Below are 16,695 nucleotides of genomic sequence, written 5' to 3'. Positions count from 1 at the left end.
AGTCGCTAACATTATTCGTTTTTAGCGCCTCTTTTTTATCAAAATTAAATAGAAACAGATAAAAAAGAATAAATATGAAACAAAACAAAGAAATATTAAAAAAGTATTTCGAAACAGGAGATAAACCTACTCAGCAACAGTATGCAGAGTTAATTGATAGCTATGTAGATAGTAAACAACCAGAGGGAAAGGCGAATCGTAGATTTGTGATAGATGAACCAGGAGAAGTAAATGTTGCAGAAGAAGAAAGAACTCCAGAATATAATTTATCTGATATTGTGAATAATAAACTGTCTTTATTAAAAGATGGAATTACAGTAAAGGAAGTTGACTTAACTCCATATATAGATGATACAAATTTAGCAAGATTAGTATCAGGAACAGTTGACAATAATGGTGTTGCTACATTTACAAGAGATGACAATTCAACTTTTACCGTTGATTTGAGTAATCTAAAAGGAAGTGGAGCAACTGATGTGAGTAGTTTGGTTCCTTATACAGGAGCTACCCAAGATGTTGATCTTGGGAGTGTTAATATAAGATCTGATAAGGAAACCACTGTGGGATCTAAGCAACATTATACTCCTTTAAATATAAAAGGGAGAGATTTTATTAGAATTATTAAATCAATAACGTTTGATAATTCAACTATAGGTTTAGGAGAAAGCGCAGCACTGAATTATGTAGGTTCTAATGGAATTGCTATAGGGCATAATGCTTTGAAAAATGCATCTTTAGGATCTAATATGAGAAACATTGCTATAGGTCCTTCTTCTATGATGAACGGAGGAGGGCAAGGTTCTATTGCTATAGGTTCCTTTGCTATGCAAAATGTTACGGCCAATAATACTGTTGCTATAGGTAATGGGGCTATGAATGTAGGAGGAGGACAAAATTCTACAGCAGTCGGTACAAGTGCATTAGGTCAAAATACAGGTTATGATGTAATTGGGTTAGGTTATAGAGCTGGAGCTATAAATACAGGAAACGAGGCAATATTTATAGGAGAAGATTCTGGTTTTAATAATAATTCAATGCATGTTACCTCTGTAGGGCATTGGAGTGGTAAAAATAACGCAGGTAGTGCATCGTCATTTTTTGGACATAATTCAGGAGGGGATAATACAGGAAGTAATTCTACTCTTATAGGGTATTGGAGTGGTAAAAATAACACAGGTGTTTCTGCTTCTGCTTTAGGATATTATGCTATGATTAATAATAGCGGTTTATATACTTCTGCCATAGGTAATAATACGCTCTCTAAAAATGAAGGGGATTATTGTAATGCCATGGGACAAGTAGCTGGAGAGAGAAATCTAGGTAATAATTCTGTTATGATTGGAAATTATTCAGGTAGATATAACAAAGAAAACTGGTTAACGGCATTAGGTAATGATAGTGGTAGTTATAATACAGGTAAAGGTTCTACATCTATAGGTTTTTCTTCAGGAAAATATGCAGATAAGGATTTTAATACTTTTTTAGGTTATTTATCTCAATCTGGCTTTAATGATGATTCTATTAATTCTAAATCTTTTACTGATCTATCTGTTGTAGATATAGCTACTAACAGAATAACTATTAATAATCATGGTTTTGGAACTAATGGTTCTTATGTAAACCTTAGATACAATGCTAGTGATGGACATTATATAGGAGGTCTGCATAATAATAGTATCTTTATTTTTTTAATAGTAGACTCAAATACTATAGAAATAGCAGCGCCTTTTAATATATCTACATTGCCTAATAATAATGGAACAACAGTTCATAGGTTTACACCTCAATTTGAGGTTACTAATTCTACAGCTATAGGTTATAATTCAGTAGTTACAAAATCAAACCAAGTAGTTTTAGGGAATTCAAACGTACAAGAAGTTTTTACAAAGGGAGACTATGTAACTGCAAGTGCAGGAAAAGGACTTGTGTTAACAACACCAGATAATACAAAACAATATAGGTTAAGTATAGATAATGCTGGGAGTTTAGCAATAACATTAATATAAAAAACAATGAAAAAAGAACAAACAGAAGCAATTACGTATTTAATTCAATGTACAGAATATGCACAAAGCAAAGGTGTTTTTAGTTTGTTAGAAGCACATAATGTGTTTAACTCAATAAATGTTTTAATGCCTGTATTGGAAGAAGAATAAATACAAGTAAAAAGTTTAGTCGCTAACATTATTCGTTTTTAGCGCCTCTTTTTTATCAGAAAAATTAAAACCAGATAAAAAAGAATAAACATGAAACAAAACAAAGAAACATTAAAAAAGTATTTCGAAACAGGCGATAAACCTACTCAGCAACAGTATGCAGAGTTAATTGATAGCTATGTAGATAGTAAACCACCAGAGGGAAAGGCGAATCGTAGATTTGTGATAGATGAAACAGGAGAAGTAAATGTTGCGGAAGAAGAAAGAACTCCAGAATATACTTTATCTGATATTGTAAATAATAAACTGTCTTTATTAAAAGATGGGATTACAGTAAAGGAAATAGACTTAACCCCATATATAGATGATACAAATTTAGCAAGATTAGTATCAGGGACAGTTGATAATAATGGTATTGCTACATTTACAAGAGATGACAATTCAATTTTTACCGTTGATTTGAGTAATTTAAAAGGAGGTGGAGCAGTTGATGTGAGTAATTTAGTTCCTTACACAGGAGCTACCCAAGATGTTGATTTAGGGAATCATTATTTGAAATTGGGCAAGGAAAGAACTGTATTAAATAAAGCAAAGCATAAAGATTTGTTATATATAGGTAATGATAGTTTTCTAAAGCAGCAAACACACGTACACAATGAGACAGATTATATTGATGGAGAAAGTATCGGATTAGGAAAAAAAGCGTTATTAAATAACACAGGGATAAATGTTGTTGGTACGGGTATTTCTGCTGCACAGAATAACACAGGGGCAAACGTTGTAGCCAATGGTAATTATGCAGCTCAAAATAATACAGGGAACTATGCTACAGCAATTGGCGATTTTGCTTTGAGAATGAATACAGGTGGAACTTCTGTTGGTGTTGGATATTCTTCAGGTGCAGATAATACAGGAGACAGTTCTGTATTTGTAGGTGTATCATCTGGGGCTAGTAATAGGGGAAGATATACAACAGGTATTGGTTATAATGCAGCTAGTTCAAATAAAGGAGCTTTTTCAACTGCTGTAGGACACAGTGCTCTTGCATTAAACACACATGATGGTAGTACAGGAGTGGGGTATCAGTCTGGAGAATCAAATACAGGTAGTCTTGCGACCTTTTTAGGTTTTAGAGCAGGGTATCAAAATAAAGGTAATAACTGTATAGCAATTGGTAATAACGCATTATCATCAAATGCTTCTACGGGACACACACCAATAGCAATTGGTAATCATGCTTTGCGATATAATACAGGGTACGATAGTGTTGTAGTAGGGTATTTTTCTGGAATTAAAAATATAGGTAATAGAATTGTTGGATTAGGAAATAGTACTTTATCGGAAAATAAAGGTTCTTCTGTTGTTGCTATAGGCTATACAAGTGCCAGACAAAATTTAGGTAACTATACTATTGGTATAGGAGATGAATCTATTGTTAATAATACAGGTAATGATGTTATGGCATTAGGTTACCAATCTTTACGATATAATTCAGGTGAAAAAAATATAGCTTTAGGGGTTAGATCTTGGAATAGTTTTATTGAAGACACAACTAAATCAAAATCTTTTACAGCAGCAGAAGTGGATTTTGAAAATAATAGAGTTACGGTTATAAATCATGGGTTTGGAACAGCAGATTCTATTGTAAACTTAAAGTTTAGAACAACTGGGACAGCACCAACAGGACTACCAAATGGAATGATTGGATCATTTAAGATTATTGATGCAAACACTTTAGAATCAGTGGCTCAAAATATAGACACAGCAGGGACTGGTTTACATACTTTTATACCGCAGTTTATATATAATAACACTACAGTTATAGGTTATAATTCCCAACCAACAAAATCGAACCAAGTAGTTTTAGGAAATGCAGCTACAGAAGAAGTAACAACTGCTAAAGATTATAAAAGTACAGGTTCGGGTTATGGGGTAATTTTAAAAACTCCAGATGGCTCTAAAGATTTTAGAATAAGTATTGATAATTCAGGAAATGTAGTAACAACTCAGGTTGTATAAAAATAAACCATAGTCATTTAAAAAGTTTAGTCGCTAGCAATATTCGTTTTTAGCGCCTCTTTTTTATCAAAATTAAATAAAAACAGATAAAAAAGAACAAACATGAAACAAAACAAAGAAACATTAAAAAAGTATTTCGAAACAGGAGATAAACCTACGCAACAACAGTATGCGGAATTAATTGATAGTTATATAGATAGTAAACAGCCTGAAGGAGAAGCAAATCGTAGATTCGTAATTGATGAAACAGGAGAAGTAAGTGTTGCTCCTGAGAAAAAAGCACAAGAATATAATTTACAACAGGTTTCCGATAATGGAAGTAAAACAACTAATAAATTAACAGTTGAAAATAGTTTTGATGCTACTGGAAAATTAGATTTGAGTCATAATGAAGTAGGAATGCTTAATTCAAGGCAATCTACATTTTTATTGCAACAGAGGGTTGCAATGTTAGATGAGCAATCAAAGCTAAATTTTGATGTTAATAATGGTAGTTTTACTAGTACACATCAAAAAACAGATGGAAGTTCTAGTTTAAATTTAGCGTTTCCGACAGAAGAATTAAAACAAGAAACAACATCATCTAGTAAAGTCTTAAAGTTGCCAAATAAAGCAGGTACAATTGCTACGTTAGATGATGTGTCTCAAATACAGGCAGGAACAAATATTACGATTGACAAAACAGATCCACAAAGACCAATTATTAACGCTACAGGTTCAAGTGGCGGAGGTAGTACAAATTTATCTTACAATGCTTCTACAAGAACTTTAGCTTCAAGTTCAGGTACAGATGTAGTTATACCAGTAGCAGATGCTACTAATGCTGGATTAATGAAAGCTAATTTTTATGAGGAGGGTACTTTTACTCCAGTATTAGTTACAGGGAATAGTCTAGATGATAATTCTAAAAAATATAGTACAGTAAGTCCTAGAGGAAATTTTGTTAGAATTGGTAATATGGTTGATTTTTGGATAAGCTTTAGGAATGTATCTAATCCAACGGACGGAGTTTTAGGGGCACTTACAATAGGAGGAATCCCTTTTAATGCCGAGTATGGAGACCAAAGGCTTTCAAGTGTCAATATTACAAGATTAGCTTTTTCAAACGCAGCAAATTCTCAGAATTCTAATAACCCATACTCTACTACAACGCCTTCTATAATAAGAGGAAGTTATGGGGCTATTAATGGAACAATAACTTTTAGTGATGTCTTTGGCTTTCCTTTACAAAATGTATCTTTTAATGATGATACAAGTGGGGTTGATATTATAATTAGTGGAAGATTTAAAACAAACGTCTATACACCATAATCTAAAATACAAAGTTTAACCGCTAGCATTCGTTTTTAGCGATTCTTTCCTTTTAAACAATACAAGTGAATAGAAAAATATTCACTTGTATTTCTAACCTTTTAAAAAACAAACATGAACTTTTTAAATACAAAGGTCGATAGATTTCTATTGGCAATAATAGTTCTGTTGTTATTAATAAATCTTTTTAAAAAAGGAAATGAAAAAGTAGCAATAGAAAACCCTAAAACAACAATAGTAAGAGATACAGTTTGGAAAACGAAGATAGATACTTTTAAAGTACAAACAGTAAAATATAAAAGGGTGTATGTACACAAAAACAATGTTACAAAAATAGTAAAAGACACCATTTTTATAAAAGATACTACCAATTATGTAGCAGCTAAAACATATAGAGATACCTTAAATAATACCGATGTAGAAATTTATAGCTACGACCTTGTAAAAGGAAAATTGTTAGACAGTAATATCTCATATAAGTTAAAAGTACCAAGAGAAATAACCATAACAAAAACCATAGAACACCCAAAGGTTTATAGAAGCGGATTGTACTTGTTTTCAGAAATAGGAGGCAATACCCATACATTCAATAACCTAAGCTTTGGACTGCAATACAACCGAAAAGGAAAATGGTTTGCGAGTTATCGGTTAAATCTAAACCAGATAAGTCAGCCAACACATAATATAGGAGTTGGTTATCGATTGTTTGATTAAAAAAGAAAAAGAAATGACAACGTTAACAACAATAGAAGATTTAATTAGTTATTTAAAAGTTGGTGATTCAAATAGTAAAACCAACCAAGAAGTACTGATTAAAAAAATAACACAAGAACCTACTTTTAAAGAAGAAGCAATAAGTTTTCAAGATTTTGGATTGCAATACAAAAGAGTAGATGTTCCACAAACACTATATTTAGATAAGGATAATAGAGCTTTTGTAAAACGAGTGTATTCCACAGGTGTTTTTTATAGGCCGATTACTTATGATAAAAACCTAGATCTATATGCTGAACAAGAGATAGAAAATTACATTACAGAAATAACCATTCTAGATGAGTTATATAGTGATGGTTATGAATTTTATGTAAATAAAGAAGATACTTTAGTTGCTTCTATTCAAATAGCAACCTTAAATAGTTTGAGTAACTATGTTGCTTATCAGAAAAGTGCTTTTTCCTATTTTAAAAGCTACCCTATTGTTCCTTATAAGTATAAAAGTGTATACGGAACTTCAATAGCAGATACGATTAAAGTAGTTGCGAACACTAAAAGTAACTTGATTCATAGATTTCCTGTTATTTCAAAATCATTTGGAAGTGGCTTTAGCTATTGCTTATCGTATTATTATAAAAAAGATAGCAATGAAATAAGAGGTATAGTTCCAACGGAAGAAGATTACCTATTTATAGGACTGCGTATTTATTGTAAAAACATTACTACAGTATTGCAGTTTTTAAACGAAACAATCTTTAATTATTACAAAGAATATACAGATTACCAATCTAAATGGCGTAATTTATTTTTAATTAAATTAATTGAAAAAATAGCTCCTGCCTATAATAATAGTAAGTTAGATAATAAAGCAGCTATTGTATATCATTTAGCTCAACCCTTATACTATGCATTTAATATTGACTCTCTTTGGAATTTGCTGGAAGGATTAGCCAAAGGCTATATACGAAACTATTTAAGCATTAATGAGGAAGATTTAATTATAAAAACATTACGAATACTTTATTTTAGATACACGCACAGGCAAAAAACAAAAACCATAGACGGTTCAAAAGTACTAGAAGAGAAAGGCATTGGAAGTAAAGAAATAAATGATCTTTTTATTAAAAACTTATTAATTAGAAAAGCAGATAAAAAAATACTTTTATACAAGCTAATTGATGGTTTAAATGGAGAACATTTTCAAACCTATGTATATTTTATTTGGAGTATCTGGAAAAGTAGCTCGTATGCGAATATTAATCCCAAAACGAATAAACAAGTAGTAATTACCGATAAATCCCCTGTACTTTTAGCATATAAATCTAACAAAATTTTAGGATTTCACACTGATAATTCAAGTATAGATTGGGATGGAAGTCAAGCTTTAATTGATATTTCTGTTAACATAAAAACAGGTGAATTTGAAGAAGTAACCACAAGAACAGCCGATGGGAATGAAAAAAAATTGGTAGAAAAACAAGAAAAACACAACTACCAATACCACCCCTTTGCTCCAATAGTATTAATTGATAGCGATAACCCGAGATTTATATTAAAAGATAAGGAAAATACAAATCAATTATTTACTGTACTTCCAGCTTTTATGTTATACGCAAATAATGAAACCGCATTTTGGAAAAATATTATTACAGCGGGTGAATATGCAATAGATATTATTACAACTCTTTCTGGAGTAGGAAACTTATTAAGAGCAGGGCGTTTGTTTAAAATTTTAAAAGGAGGAAAAACTATATTCTTTAAAACACGCAAAGCAGCAAAGGTAATTGCTACGGCAAAAACAGTTTTAGGAGGGATAGAAGTTAGTGAAGCCTCAGTAAATGCTTTGTTAAAACTAACGAATAATGCTGACTCTGACTTAGGACGAACGGTTACTAAATATCTTTTTTGGTTAGAAATGGCAAGTTTAAGTATTGATGTAAGTGATTTCCTTTTTAAGAAAATTAGAACATCTGCAAAAAAAATAGTTGAAAATAAAAACTTTGAAAAAAGCGTAAATGATTTAGTTAAAAAAGGAGAAATTGACAAGGTTGATGATGTTTTAGAAAATATATATAATACATCAGGAGTAAGATCTGAGTTAGCAAATGCGATTAAAACTCTAGACAACTCTCCACAACCTAGTTATAAAAAAGGATTTGATTATTATAATGCAATAACTCCAAATTTAATAGAGATTCCTTTTGTTATACGAAGGCAATCCAGATTACTATTACATAAAGTTGATACAGAAGTAAAAAACATTTTAAACCCTAATTACACTAGTGGTTTAAGTAAAGAAAAGATTATTAAAATAAATAATAAAGGAAATAAGTATGTTGATAAAAAATGGTTAGAGGATAATGTTTTAGTAGCAGGAATGATTCATAGAGATAAAAAACTAGGGGAAATTATAGTTACTAGAACAAATTACCCTAAAACTAAAATGAATAAATTTTTAAAAACTAGTAATTATAATCGTCATAAATTCGATATAGAAGGAATTCATGAGTTATATAGTCTTTTCAAAAAAGAAGGGTATTTACAATATAAGATGCATCCATATATTGAATCATTAATAAAAACGCATTTAAAGGAATTGAAAAAAGGAATAAAACATACTGATTTATATAAAATGCATAGAACAGGAGGGATTCCAGGAACACATGCAGAAGTATTGGCTTTGAATGATTTACTTTGGCTACTAGAAAACAAAGGAATAAAATTAACGGAAGAGGTGTTAAATGGATTTATTGGGTATAATAAGAATTTAAAAGATCAGAGTTATATGATACGTTGTTTAGATTGTCAATTGATTTTAAGAAATGTATTATTTTTAGAAAAAATAACAAAAAGAATAAATTAAAAATGAAAAATACATATAAGAGAATGCCTGAGCAAATTAGGATAGATTATGAAGATTTAACAGAAACAAAAAAGGTAAATATATATACAGGAGGTTTATATATGGATTATAAAGGAGAGCCTTTTACGGGGTTTGCAGTGGGAACAGATTATGCTTCAGGAAAAAGAGAAGTTACATGGGAGCAACAATATGTAAAAGGAGAAGGTATTGGATGGAGTATTGATTATTACAATAATGGAATGATAAAAAATGAAAGTTTAGATATTGGTGCTACTAATGTATATTTTGTAGAGTATGATGAAGAAGGAAATTCTTTAGGAGACAATTTTTTTGCTGAAGATTTATTAGAAGAATTATGCGAAATTATAGGAGAAGACCCAAAAAATGCAAAGCCACTTGAGTTAAATTAGCAAGGATGTTGTTAGCTATAGATGTATATTACAATGAACAAAGTGCTAAAGTTGTTGGTGCTTTGTTTTCTTGGGAAGATAAAGAACCACAAAAAATAATAACATGTACATATCCTAATGTACTCCCATATGAATCGGGTATGTTTTACAAACGAGAATTACCATGTATTTTAGAATTATTAAAAAAGGTTAAACTTAATAAATTAACGGCTATAATAGTAGATGGTCATTGTTTTGTTAATAATGATAAAAAAAATGGTCTAGGAGGGTATTTATGGGAGAGTTTAGGTAAAAAAGTACCTATTATAGGAATTGCTAAAAGAAGTTTTAATAATACAGAAAAAGTAAGTAGAGAAGTTTATAGAGGAGAGAGTACAAATCCACTTTATGTTAGTGTTATAGATTTTGATTTAGACGAAGCTATAGCAAATATTAAAGAAATGCATGGAGAATACAGAATGCCAACAATACTAAAACAAGTAGATAGCGAAACAAGGGGTATATGAAAAACTTGAGTAGAAATCGTTATTGATATTTAGTGAAGAAATAATAATTGACTTCCAAAACCGCTAATTTTAGCGGTTTTTTTATGTCAGTATTTTTAATTTTTTCGACCAAGAATAAAACTATGCAAAACTATGGCTATACAAGAAGTAACCTCACACTCGTACAAAGATATCTTTAGTTTACAAACAATTCAGTTTGAACGAACTTGTGTTATAAACAAACCACAACGAATAGATGAATATAAAATCTTTTGGATAAAAGAAGGTAGTGGAAAATATAGTATAGATTTTGAAACCTATTCTTTTGAAGGAAATGTATTGTGTTTTTTATCACCAGGACAAATATTTTCAGTTGAATCAGAAAATATCAATAAAGCACATATGTTAAGTTTTGTTAGAGACTTCTATTGTATTCAAACACATGATTCAGAAATAGCGTGTAATGGAATTTTATTTAATAATATCTATGAAACACCATTTGTAAAACCGTGTAAAAAAGACATAGAAAAATTAAACTTCATTATTGAAAGCTTAAAAGATGAGTTAAAGAATACAGATACGGCTCAATACGATATGTTACAAGCATATTTAAAACAGTTTATAATTCATTCGGTAAGAATCAAAAAAGAGCATCATATTATAAAAGAAGACTCCGAAACAAAGCTTTTTAAAGATTTTAGTTTGTTGGTAGAGCAAAACTTTAAAAAACTACATAGCGTAACCGATTATGCAAATCGTTTAGGTATTTCTCCAAAATCATTGGCAAAGCATTTTCAAAAAATAGGAGCAAAAACACCAAGTGATTTTATTAAAGATAGAGTGATAACTGAAGCAAAACGACAACTTTTATATTCAACAGAAGCTATAAAAAATATTGCTTTCGATTTAGGATTTAATGATCCTGCATACTTTTCTCGCTTTTTTACAAAAGCAACAGGGCAATCGCCAAAACAATTTCAAAAAGAACAAAAGGCATAAAAAAACTCGCAACACACAAGGGCTACGAGTAAGGGGTATTATTAAAGGGGGTATAACATAAGGGGATATGTTATGTAATAATGAGACAAATATAACATTCTTTTTCAATCAGCCAATTAACATAGGTTAATATTTTAAAAAAAGTCCTAATCATAGGAACCTTTGTCCATTTTTAGAAGAACATTCTCGTCGCATCTTTGTACTAGAATTTTAACCGATGGTTTTCACGGTTAATTAAAAACAAAAAAGATGAAGACAAAAGAATATCAGTGCCCTAATTGTTGGGGATACCAAGAATACGAAAATCAATTTTCTGAAGGAGAATTGTGTGACAAACAAAAATAAGAACCTAAAAAAAATAAAGAAATGAGTACAAGAATTGAAACATTAAACCCAGAAACTACAACAGGAAAATCAAAAGAATTATTTGATGCAGTACAAAACAAATTAGGATTTATCCCTAATTTAATAAAAGTGTTTGGTAATTCACCAGCAACATTACAAAGTTATTTAAGCTTAGGGGAGTTAACTGCAAGTGGAAACTTTTCTAATAAGTTTAGAGAGCAATTAGCTTTAGCAATCGCAGAAGAAAACGAGTGTAACTATTGTTTATCAGCACACACTGCTATTGGTAAAATGAATGGTTTAACTGAAGAAGAAACTGCTCAAAACAGACAAGGAATAGCAGCTGATGCAAAAGTACAAGCAGGGTTAAACTTTGCACAAAGTGTAACTAAAAATAGAGGTAAAGTAAGTTCTGAAGAGATAGCAGCAGTAAAAGCAGCAGGTTATAACGACGGAGATGTATTAGAAATAGTATTAAACGTAGTATCGAATACATTAACAAACTATGTTAACCACATTGCTGAAACTGAAATCGATTTTCCAAAAGTAGAATCAGGAAAATTTAACGTAAACGCATAATAAAATTTGAGTTAGTTCTTGTAGTAATATGTGAGGCATAACTATAATAACGGAGTTATAGGCTACAAGGCTGCTCAACCCTTAAATAAATCATCCATAATTATAAAAACAAATCAAATGAAACGTATTATCGCAATTTTAGTATTAACATTAGGAATCGCTTTTCAAGCAAATGCACAAGATGTTAAAACAGTAGCTTTAGAGCAAACTAAAGGAGAGTTTACTCAAAAAGCATTAACCTTAAAAGAAGGAACTTATATTTTTGAAATCTCTAATAAAGGAGTAGGACATGATGTAGGTTTTGTATTAGCTCCAAAAGGAAAAGTAGAAGCAAAAGATCATATCAAAAATGCCTATGTAACTTCTTTAGTAAAGAATAATGGAAAGTCTACTTCTAAGAAAGTAACTTTAAAAAAGGGAGAGTATGTATATTTTTGCCCATTAAATCCAACACCACAATACAGCTTAAAAGTAGAGTAAGCTTTTTTATATAGAAAAGAAAACCCCGTAAATATTACGGGGTTTTCTGATTTTTATGTGAAAAGAGAATTCAATTTAATCAACTTGAATTACTTCTTTTTTTAATGTCAAGTCACTAACATTTGATGTCGAAACTTGAAGATAACCATTTTTGGTTTTCTTAATAATTTTACAAGTTAAAATCATTTCAGGAAGATTTTTATTCTGTGGATTTAATAAGTCCTCAACAGGCTTAAGTTGATAAGTACAATCGTTAATCCAGGTTACTACTAATTTTATCTTGTAATTATGTTTTTTATTTTCTTCAATTTGATATTTTGACGTTCTTTTGATATTAGTAATACCACTTAAATCATCTACTATTTTAAAATTACCAACTTTAAAAAGAGAACAATTTAAGTCTTTAATATTACTTTGGGAATAAGCAATAGAAGTAATGAAAAACAGTAATAATATTAGTTTTTTCATTTTTAATTATTTATTCATAATATCTTCAATCTCATCAGCTTCAATTGGAATATTACGCATTAAGTTGAATGGTTCTCCAGTTTCTTGGATAACTACATCATCTTCTAAACGAACACCAAAGCCTTCCTCTGGAATATAAATACCAGGTTCAACAGTAAATACCATATTAGCTTGCATTGGCTCATGTAATAAACCATAATCATGAGTATCTAATCCCATGTGGTGAGAAGTTCCGTGCATAAAGTATTTTTTATATGCTGGCCAGTTTGGATCTTCGTTTTGTACATCAGCTTTATCTAATAAACCTAAACCTAATAATTCAGAAGTCATTAGTTTACCAACTTCTACATGATAATCAGCCCAAATGGTTCCAGGAACTAATAATTTTGTAGCATCGTTTTTTACACGATTTACAGCATTATATACAGCTTTTTGTCTATCAGTAAAACGACCAGAAACAGGTACAGTTCTTGTCATATCAGAAGAATAATTAGCGTATTCAGCACCAACATCCATTAAAACTAAATCACCAGCTTTACATTGTTGATTGTTTTCAATGTAGTGTAATACGTTTGCATTGTTTCCTGAAGCAATAATTGGTGTATAAGCGAATTTTTTAGAACGATTTCTAATGAATTCGTGGATAAATTCAGCTTCAATTTCATATTCCCAAACACCAGGTTTTATAAAATCTAAAACACGTCTAAAACCTTTTTCGGTAATATCACAAGCAGTTTGTAATAAGTCTAACTCAATTTGATCTTTTATTGAACGTAAACGCTGTAAAATAGGATTACTTTTAGCTACTGAATGTGCAGGGTATTTGGCTAATAACCATTTGTTAAAACGAGCTTCACGAGTTTCTGTTTCTACAGAAGCACGATAGTGCTCATTTGTGTTAATATAAACAGTATTTGCTAAGGCCATCATTTCAGCTAATACTTTTTCTAAGTCTTGTAACCAAAAAACAGATTTAATACCACTTGTAGCTAAAGCTTTTTCTTTAGTTAATTTTTCACCTTCCCAAACAGCAATGTGCTCATTGGTTTCACGTAAAAATAAAACTTCACGTAAGTTTTCTTTTGGGCAATCTGGGAATACTACTAAAATACTTTCTTCTTGGTCTACACCACTTAAAAAGAAAATATCTCTATGTTGTTCAAAAGGTAAAGTACTATCAGCACTTACTGGATATATATCGTTCGAATTAAAAACAGCTAAACTATTAGGCTTCATTTGTGCCATAAAGTTTTTACGATTTTTAATAAATAAATCTCTATTTATTGGATGGTATTTCATAATAAATTCAAATTAAATTATAAACTTGTTCCAAAAATAAGCAAACAAAATGTGCAAATATTAGCCATTTGGCGTTATTTTACATTTTTACGAATTCTACTCATATGCCTTGTTGAAATTCCCAAAAAAGAGGCTAAATAATGTAACGGAACTTTTTGTAATAATATGGGCTCGTTTAATAATAACTTCTGGTAACGTTCTTCTGGAGTTAGCGTAAGTAAATCAATACGATAATCGTCAATTAAAAAAATTTGATTTTCAATTAAATTGAAATAAAACTGATGAAAGCCTTTGTTATTTTTTAAAAGAAGTTTAAAGTCAGTAACAGAAATTACCCACAAATTACAATCGCTTAAAGCTTTTATGTTTTTACGAGAAGGAGTTTGTTGTAAGAAGCTTTTTAAAGAGGCGGTACAAGTGTTTTTTAAACCTAAATAAGTTGTTTTTTCTTCGTTAGAAACTTGAATAGCATGTTGTAAAACGCCACTTTCTATAAAGCAAAAGTGTTTACATATTTTACCTTCTTCAACAAAGTATTCGTTTTTGGCAAGGGTTTTAAGAGAAAAGTGTTTTACAATTTCAGGTACAAATGAATTCAAAGTTTCATTGTTTATGATAGTTTGTATGTACTGTGTAAGATTTTCTTTTAAAACACTCATAGGGAGCTAATTTTGGTTTAAAAGTATAAAAAAAGGATGCTTAAACAAGCACCCTTTTTATAAGATAATAGTATTATTTATTTAAACTCTCAGAAGCACGCCTTTCTAATTCGGCTTGAAACTCTTCCATAACAGGTTTAACAGTACTGTCTGGAATATCGGCTACTTTAATATACATTAATCCATCTACAGCATTGTTAAATTTCGGATCTACGTTAAAGGCAACCAATCGTGCATTTTGTTTTACATATTTCTTAATTAATACAGGAATACGTAAAGCTCCAGGTTCAATTTCGTCAATAATTTTATCAAACTTTTGCATGTCTGCTTTAGTAGCATCAAAAACAAAGTCTTTATCGGCGTCTTTCAGACTTACCTTGAATTCTTTTTTAGGATGTATGTATTGAGCTACATATGGATCGTAGTAATGAGATTTCATGAATTCAATCATTAACGATTTTGAAAATTCTGAAAACTGATTACTAATACTTACTCCACCCATTAAGTATTTGTACTTAGGGTAACGTAAAGTAACATGAACAATACCTTTCCATAAAAGGAATAAAGGCATTGGTTTTTGCTGATACTTTTTTGATATAAAAGCTCTACCTAATTCGATAGTACTCTGCATCATTGAATATAATTCAGGTTCTATTCTAAATAAGGTGTGGATATAAAATCCGTTAATTTCATATTTCTTAAAAATATCTTTTCCAAGACCCATTCTATAGGCACCTACCAATTCATTCTGTACATTATCCCACAAGAATAAATGGTGGTAATACCTATCAAACTTATCTAAGTCAATAGCTTTGTTAGTACCTTCTCCAACATCTCTAAAGGTAATTTCACGTAATCGTCCTATTTCATGTAAAATATTCGGAATCTCTTTTGCGTTAGAAAAAAAGACTTCATAGTTTTTACTTTGCAATAGTCTGCTTCCTTTGTCTCTTAACTCATCAACTTCTTTAATGAAGAGAGCAGAAGATTTTTGTGAAGTAACTTTCTTTGCTTTTTTAGGTATTTTAAGGTTTTGTGTTGATAAAATCTTTTGAGGTGTTTTCTCAAAAGGATTCGCCAACATGTATGTTTTTTTACGTAAGAATTGGTAAAAATCTGGAATCTCAGTGTAGGTATCTTGATCTTTTACTGAAATAGGTTTTCCAATTCTAACTTTAATTACTCGGCTTTTTTGTGAAAGTAATTCCGATGGTAATTTAGCAGTACGTAAGGTGTCGCTAATTTTAGATAAGAAATAAAATAACTGACTATTCTTAGCGTGGAAATAAATAGGAATTACTGGTACTTTAGCTTTTTTAATTAAACGTACAGCTCCTTCTTCCCATTCTTTATCAACCATTAATTTACCATCTCGGTACGTAGAAACTTCTCCTGCTGGAAAAATACCTAAAGGTTTTCCTTCACGTAAGTGTAATAATGCATTTTTAATACCAGCAACACTCGATTTAGCATCCTTATGATTTTCAAAAGGATTTACTGGCATTACATAAGGCTTTAAAGGCTCAATTCTATGCAGTAAAAAATTGGCTATAATTTTATAGTCGGCTCTGTGTTCAACCAATAATTTAAGCAATAAAATCCCATCTATACCTCCTAATGGATGGTTAGAAATGGTAATAAAAGGTCCTTCTTTAGGAATACGTTTTAAATCTTCTTCAGGAATTTCAAATTCAATTTGAAACTCATTCAAAAGTCCATTTAAAAAAGGTAAGTCCTTCTTATGCTTATGTTTATTATAAATTTTATTGGCCGTAGAAATGCGCAAAATTTTCATTAAAAGCCAACCAGAAAACGTTCCAAACGCTCCCAGTTTATCGACTCCTATTGCCTTTGCAACTTCTTTTGGTGTTACTAATCCCATACACAGATATCAATTCGACGTAATTG

The 16,695-nt window shown here is 30.5% G+C and carries 15 protein-coding genes; 11 read left to right on the top strand and 4 right to left on the bottom strand.

Annotated features, from left to right (window positions below):
* Positions 1-74: 74 nt before the first annotated feature.
* From F7018_RS00290 to F7018_RS00245, 11 genes are all read left to right on the top strand, one after another.
* Positions 75-2,006, top strand: a complete 1,932-nt coding sequence (locus F7018_RS00290; protein WP_150897979.1) for an autotransporter outer membrane beta-barrel domain-containing protein — start codon at positions 75-77, stop codon at positions 2,004-2,006.
* A gap of 6 nt (positions 2,007-2,012) precedes the next feature.
* Entirely contained in the window at positions 2,013-2,156 is a 144-nt protein-coding gene (locus F7018_RS18210) for a hypothetical protein (RefSeq protein WP_175578593.1), read from the top strand.
* 90 nt (positions 2,157-2,246) lie between these two features.
* Positions 2,247-4,175, top strand: a complete 1,929-nt coding sequence (locus F7018_RS00285) for a hypothetical protein (protein WP_150897978.1) — start codon at positions 2,247-2,249, stop codon at positions 4,173-4,175.
* Between the two features lie 102 nt (positions 4,176-4,277).
* Entirely contained in the window at positions 4,278-5,486 is a 1,209-nt protein-coding gene (locus tag F7018_RS00280; RefSeq protein ID WP_150897977.1) for a hypothetical protein, read from the top strand.
* A gap of 114 nt (positions 5,487-5,600) precedes the next feature.
* On the top strand, positions 5,601-6,200 hold the full coding sequence (locus F7018_RS00275; protein WP_150897976.1) for a hypothetical protein: 600 nt from the start codon (positions 5,601-5,603) through the stop codon (positions 6,198-6,200).
* A 13-nt stretch (positions 6,201-6,213) separates the two neighbouring features.
* Positions 6,214-9,063, top strand: a complete 2,850-nt coding sequence (locus tag F7018_RS00270; protein ID WP_150897975.1) for a hypothetical protein — start codon at positions 6,214-6,216, stop codon at positions 9,061-9,063.
* A 2-nt stretch (positions 9,064-9,065) separates the two neighbouring features.
* Positions 9,066-9,473, top strand: coding sequence for a hypothetical protein (locus tag F7018_RS00265; RefSeq protein ID WP_150897974.1), 408 nt, complete (start codon positions 9,066-9,068; stop codon positions 9,471-9,473).
* A gap of 5 nt (positions 9,474-9,478) precedes the next feature.
* Positions 9,479-9,979, top strand: coding sequence for an endonuclease V (locus F7018_RS00260; protein ID WP_150897973.1), 501 nt, complete (start codon positions 9,479-9,481; stop codon positions 9,977-9,979).
* A 132-nt stretch (positions 9,980-10,111) separates the two neighbouring features.
* The gene (locus F7018_RS00255; RefSeq protein WP_150897972.1) at positions 10,112-10,957 is read left to right on the top strand and encodes a helix-turn-helix domain-containing protein; all 846 of its coding nucleotides are present in this window, start codon (positions 10,112-10,114) and stop codon (positions 10,955-10,957) included.
* Positions 10,958-11,323: 366 nt separating this feature from the next.
* The gene (locus F7018_RS00250; protein WP_150897971.1) at positions 11,324-11,881 is read left to right on the top strand and encodes a carboxymuconolactone decarboxylase family protein; all 558 of its coding nucleotides are present in this window, start codon (positions 11,324-11,326) and stop codon (positions 11,879-11,881) included.
* 117 nt (positions 11,882-11,998) lie between these two features.
* Entirely contained in the window at positions 11,999-12,361 is a 363-nt protein-coding gene (locus F7018_RS00245; protein WP_150897970.1) for a cupredoxin domain-containing protein, read from the top strand.
* A 75-nt stretch (positions 12,362-12,436) separates the two neighbouring features.
* Here the strand turns inward: F7018_RS00245 and F7018_RS00240 are convergent, their stop codons facing one another.
* The 4 genes from F7018_RS00240 to F7018_RS00225 form a co-directional block, all read right to left on the bottom strand.
* A complete protein-coding gene (locus F7018_RS00240; protein WP_150897969.1) occupies positions 12,437-12,829 on the bottom strand; it encodes a hypothetical protein in 393 nt (130 codons plus the stop codon).
* A gap of 6 nt (positions 12,830-12,835) precedes the next feature.
* Positions 12,836-14,128 carry an aminopeptidase P family protein gene (locus tag F7018_RS00235; RefSeq protein WP_150897968.1) on the bottom strand — a complete coding sequence of 431 codons (1,293 nt, stop codon included), beginning with the start codon at positions 14,126-14,128 and terminating at the stop codon, positions 12,836-12,838.
* Between the two features lie 74 nt (positions 14,129-14,202).
* A complete protein-coding gene (locus F7018_RS00230) occupies positions 14,203-14,787 on the bottom strand; it encodes a Crp/Fnr family transcriptional regulator (RefSeq protein ID WP_150897967.1) in 585 nt (194 codons plus the stop codon).
* 73 nt (positions 14,788-14,860) lie between these two features.
* Positions 14,861-16,669, bottom strand: coding sequence for a GNAT family N-acyltransferase (locus F7018_RS00225; RefSeq protein ID WP_150897966.1), 1,809 nt, complete (start codon positions 16,667-16,669; stop codon positions 14,861-14,863).
* Positions 16,670-16,695: the final 26 nt, after the last annotated feature.

It is taken from the genome of Tenacibaculum aiptasiae (assembly GCF_008806755.1).
In the GTDB taxonomy this organism is placed as follows: Bacteria; Bacteroidota; Bacteroidia; order Flavobacteriales; family Flavobacteriaceae; genus Polaribacter; species Polaribacter aiptasiae.
The sequence above is the reverse complement of the archived record's forward strand: the minus strand, read 5'-3'. Positions and strand labels throughout refer to the sequence as shown.

Coding starts and splice junctions, on each gene's coding strand:
- F7018_RS00290 (WP_150897979.1), top strand. CDS start 75: ATGAAACAAAACAAAGAAATATTAAAAAAGTATTTCGAAACAGGAGAT.
- F7018_RS18210 (WP_175578593.1), top strand. CDS start 2,013: ATGAAAAAAGAACAAACAGAAGCAATTACGTATTTAATTCAATGTACA.
- F7018_RS00285 (WP_150897978.1), top strand. CDS start 2,247: ATGAAACAAAACAAAGAAACATTAAAAAAGTATTTCGAAACAGGCGAT.
- F7018_RS00280 (WP_150897977.1), top strand. CDS start 4,278: ATGAAACAAAACAAAGAAACATTAAAAAAGTATTTCGAAACAGGAGAT.
- F7018_RS00275 (WP_150897976.1), top strand. CDS start 5,601: ATGAACTTTTTAAATACAAAGGTCGATAGATTTCTATTGGCAATAATA.
- F7018_RS00270 (WP_150897975.1), top strand. CDS start 6,214: ATGACAACGTTAACAACAATAGAAGATTTAATTAGTTATTTAAAAGTT.
- F7018_RS00265 (WP_150897974.1), top strand. CDS start 9,066: ATGAAAAATACATATAAGAGAATGCCTGAGCAAATTAGGATAGATTAT.
- F7018_RS00260 (WP_150897973.1), top strand. CDS start 9,479: ATGTTGTTAGCTATAGATGTATATTACAATGAACAAAGTGCTAAAGTT.
- F7018_RS00255 (WP_150897972.1), top strand. CDS start 10,112: ATGGCTATACAAGAAGTAACCTCACACTCGTACAAAGATATCTTTAGT.
- F7018_RS00250 (WP_150897971.1), top strand. CDS start 11,324: ATGAGTACAAGAATTGAAACATTAAACCCAGAAACTACAACAGGAAAA.
- F7018_RS00245 (WP_150897970.1), top strand. CDS start 11,999: ATGAAACGTATTATCGCAATTTTAGTATTAACATTAGGAATCGCTTTT.
- F7018_RS00240 (WP_150897969.1), bottom strand. CDS start 12,829: ATGAAAAAACTAATATTATTACTGTTTTTCATTACTTCTATTGCTTAT.
- F7018_RS00235 (WP_150897968.1), bottom strand. CDS start 14,128: ATGAAATACCATCCAATAAATAGAGATTTATTTATTAAAAATCGTAAA.
- F7018_RS00230 (WP_150897967.1), bottom strand. CDS start 14,787: ATGAGTGTTTTAAAAGAAAATCTTACACAGTACATACAAACTATCATA.
- F7018_RS00225 (WP_150897966.1), bottom strand. CDS start 16,669: ATGGGATTAGTAACACCAAAAGAAGTTGCAAAGGCAATAGGAGTCGAT.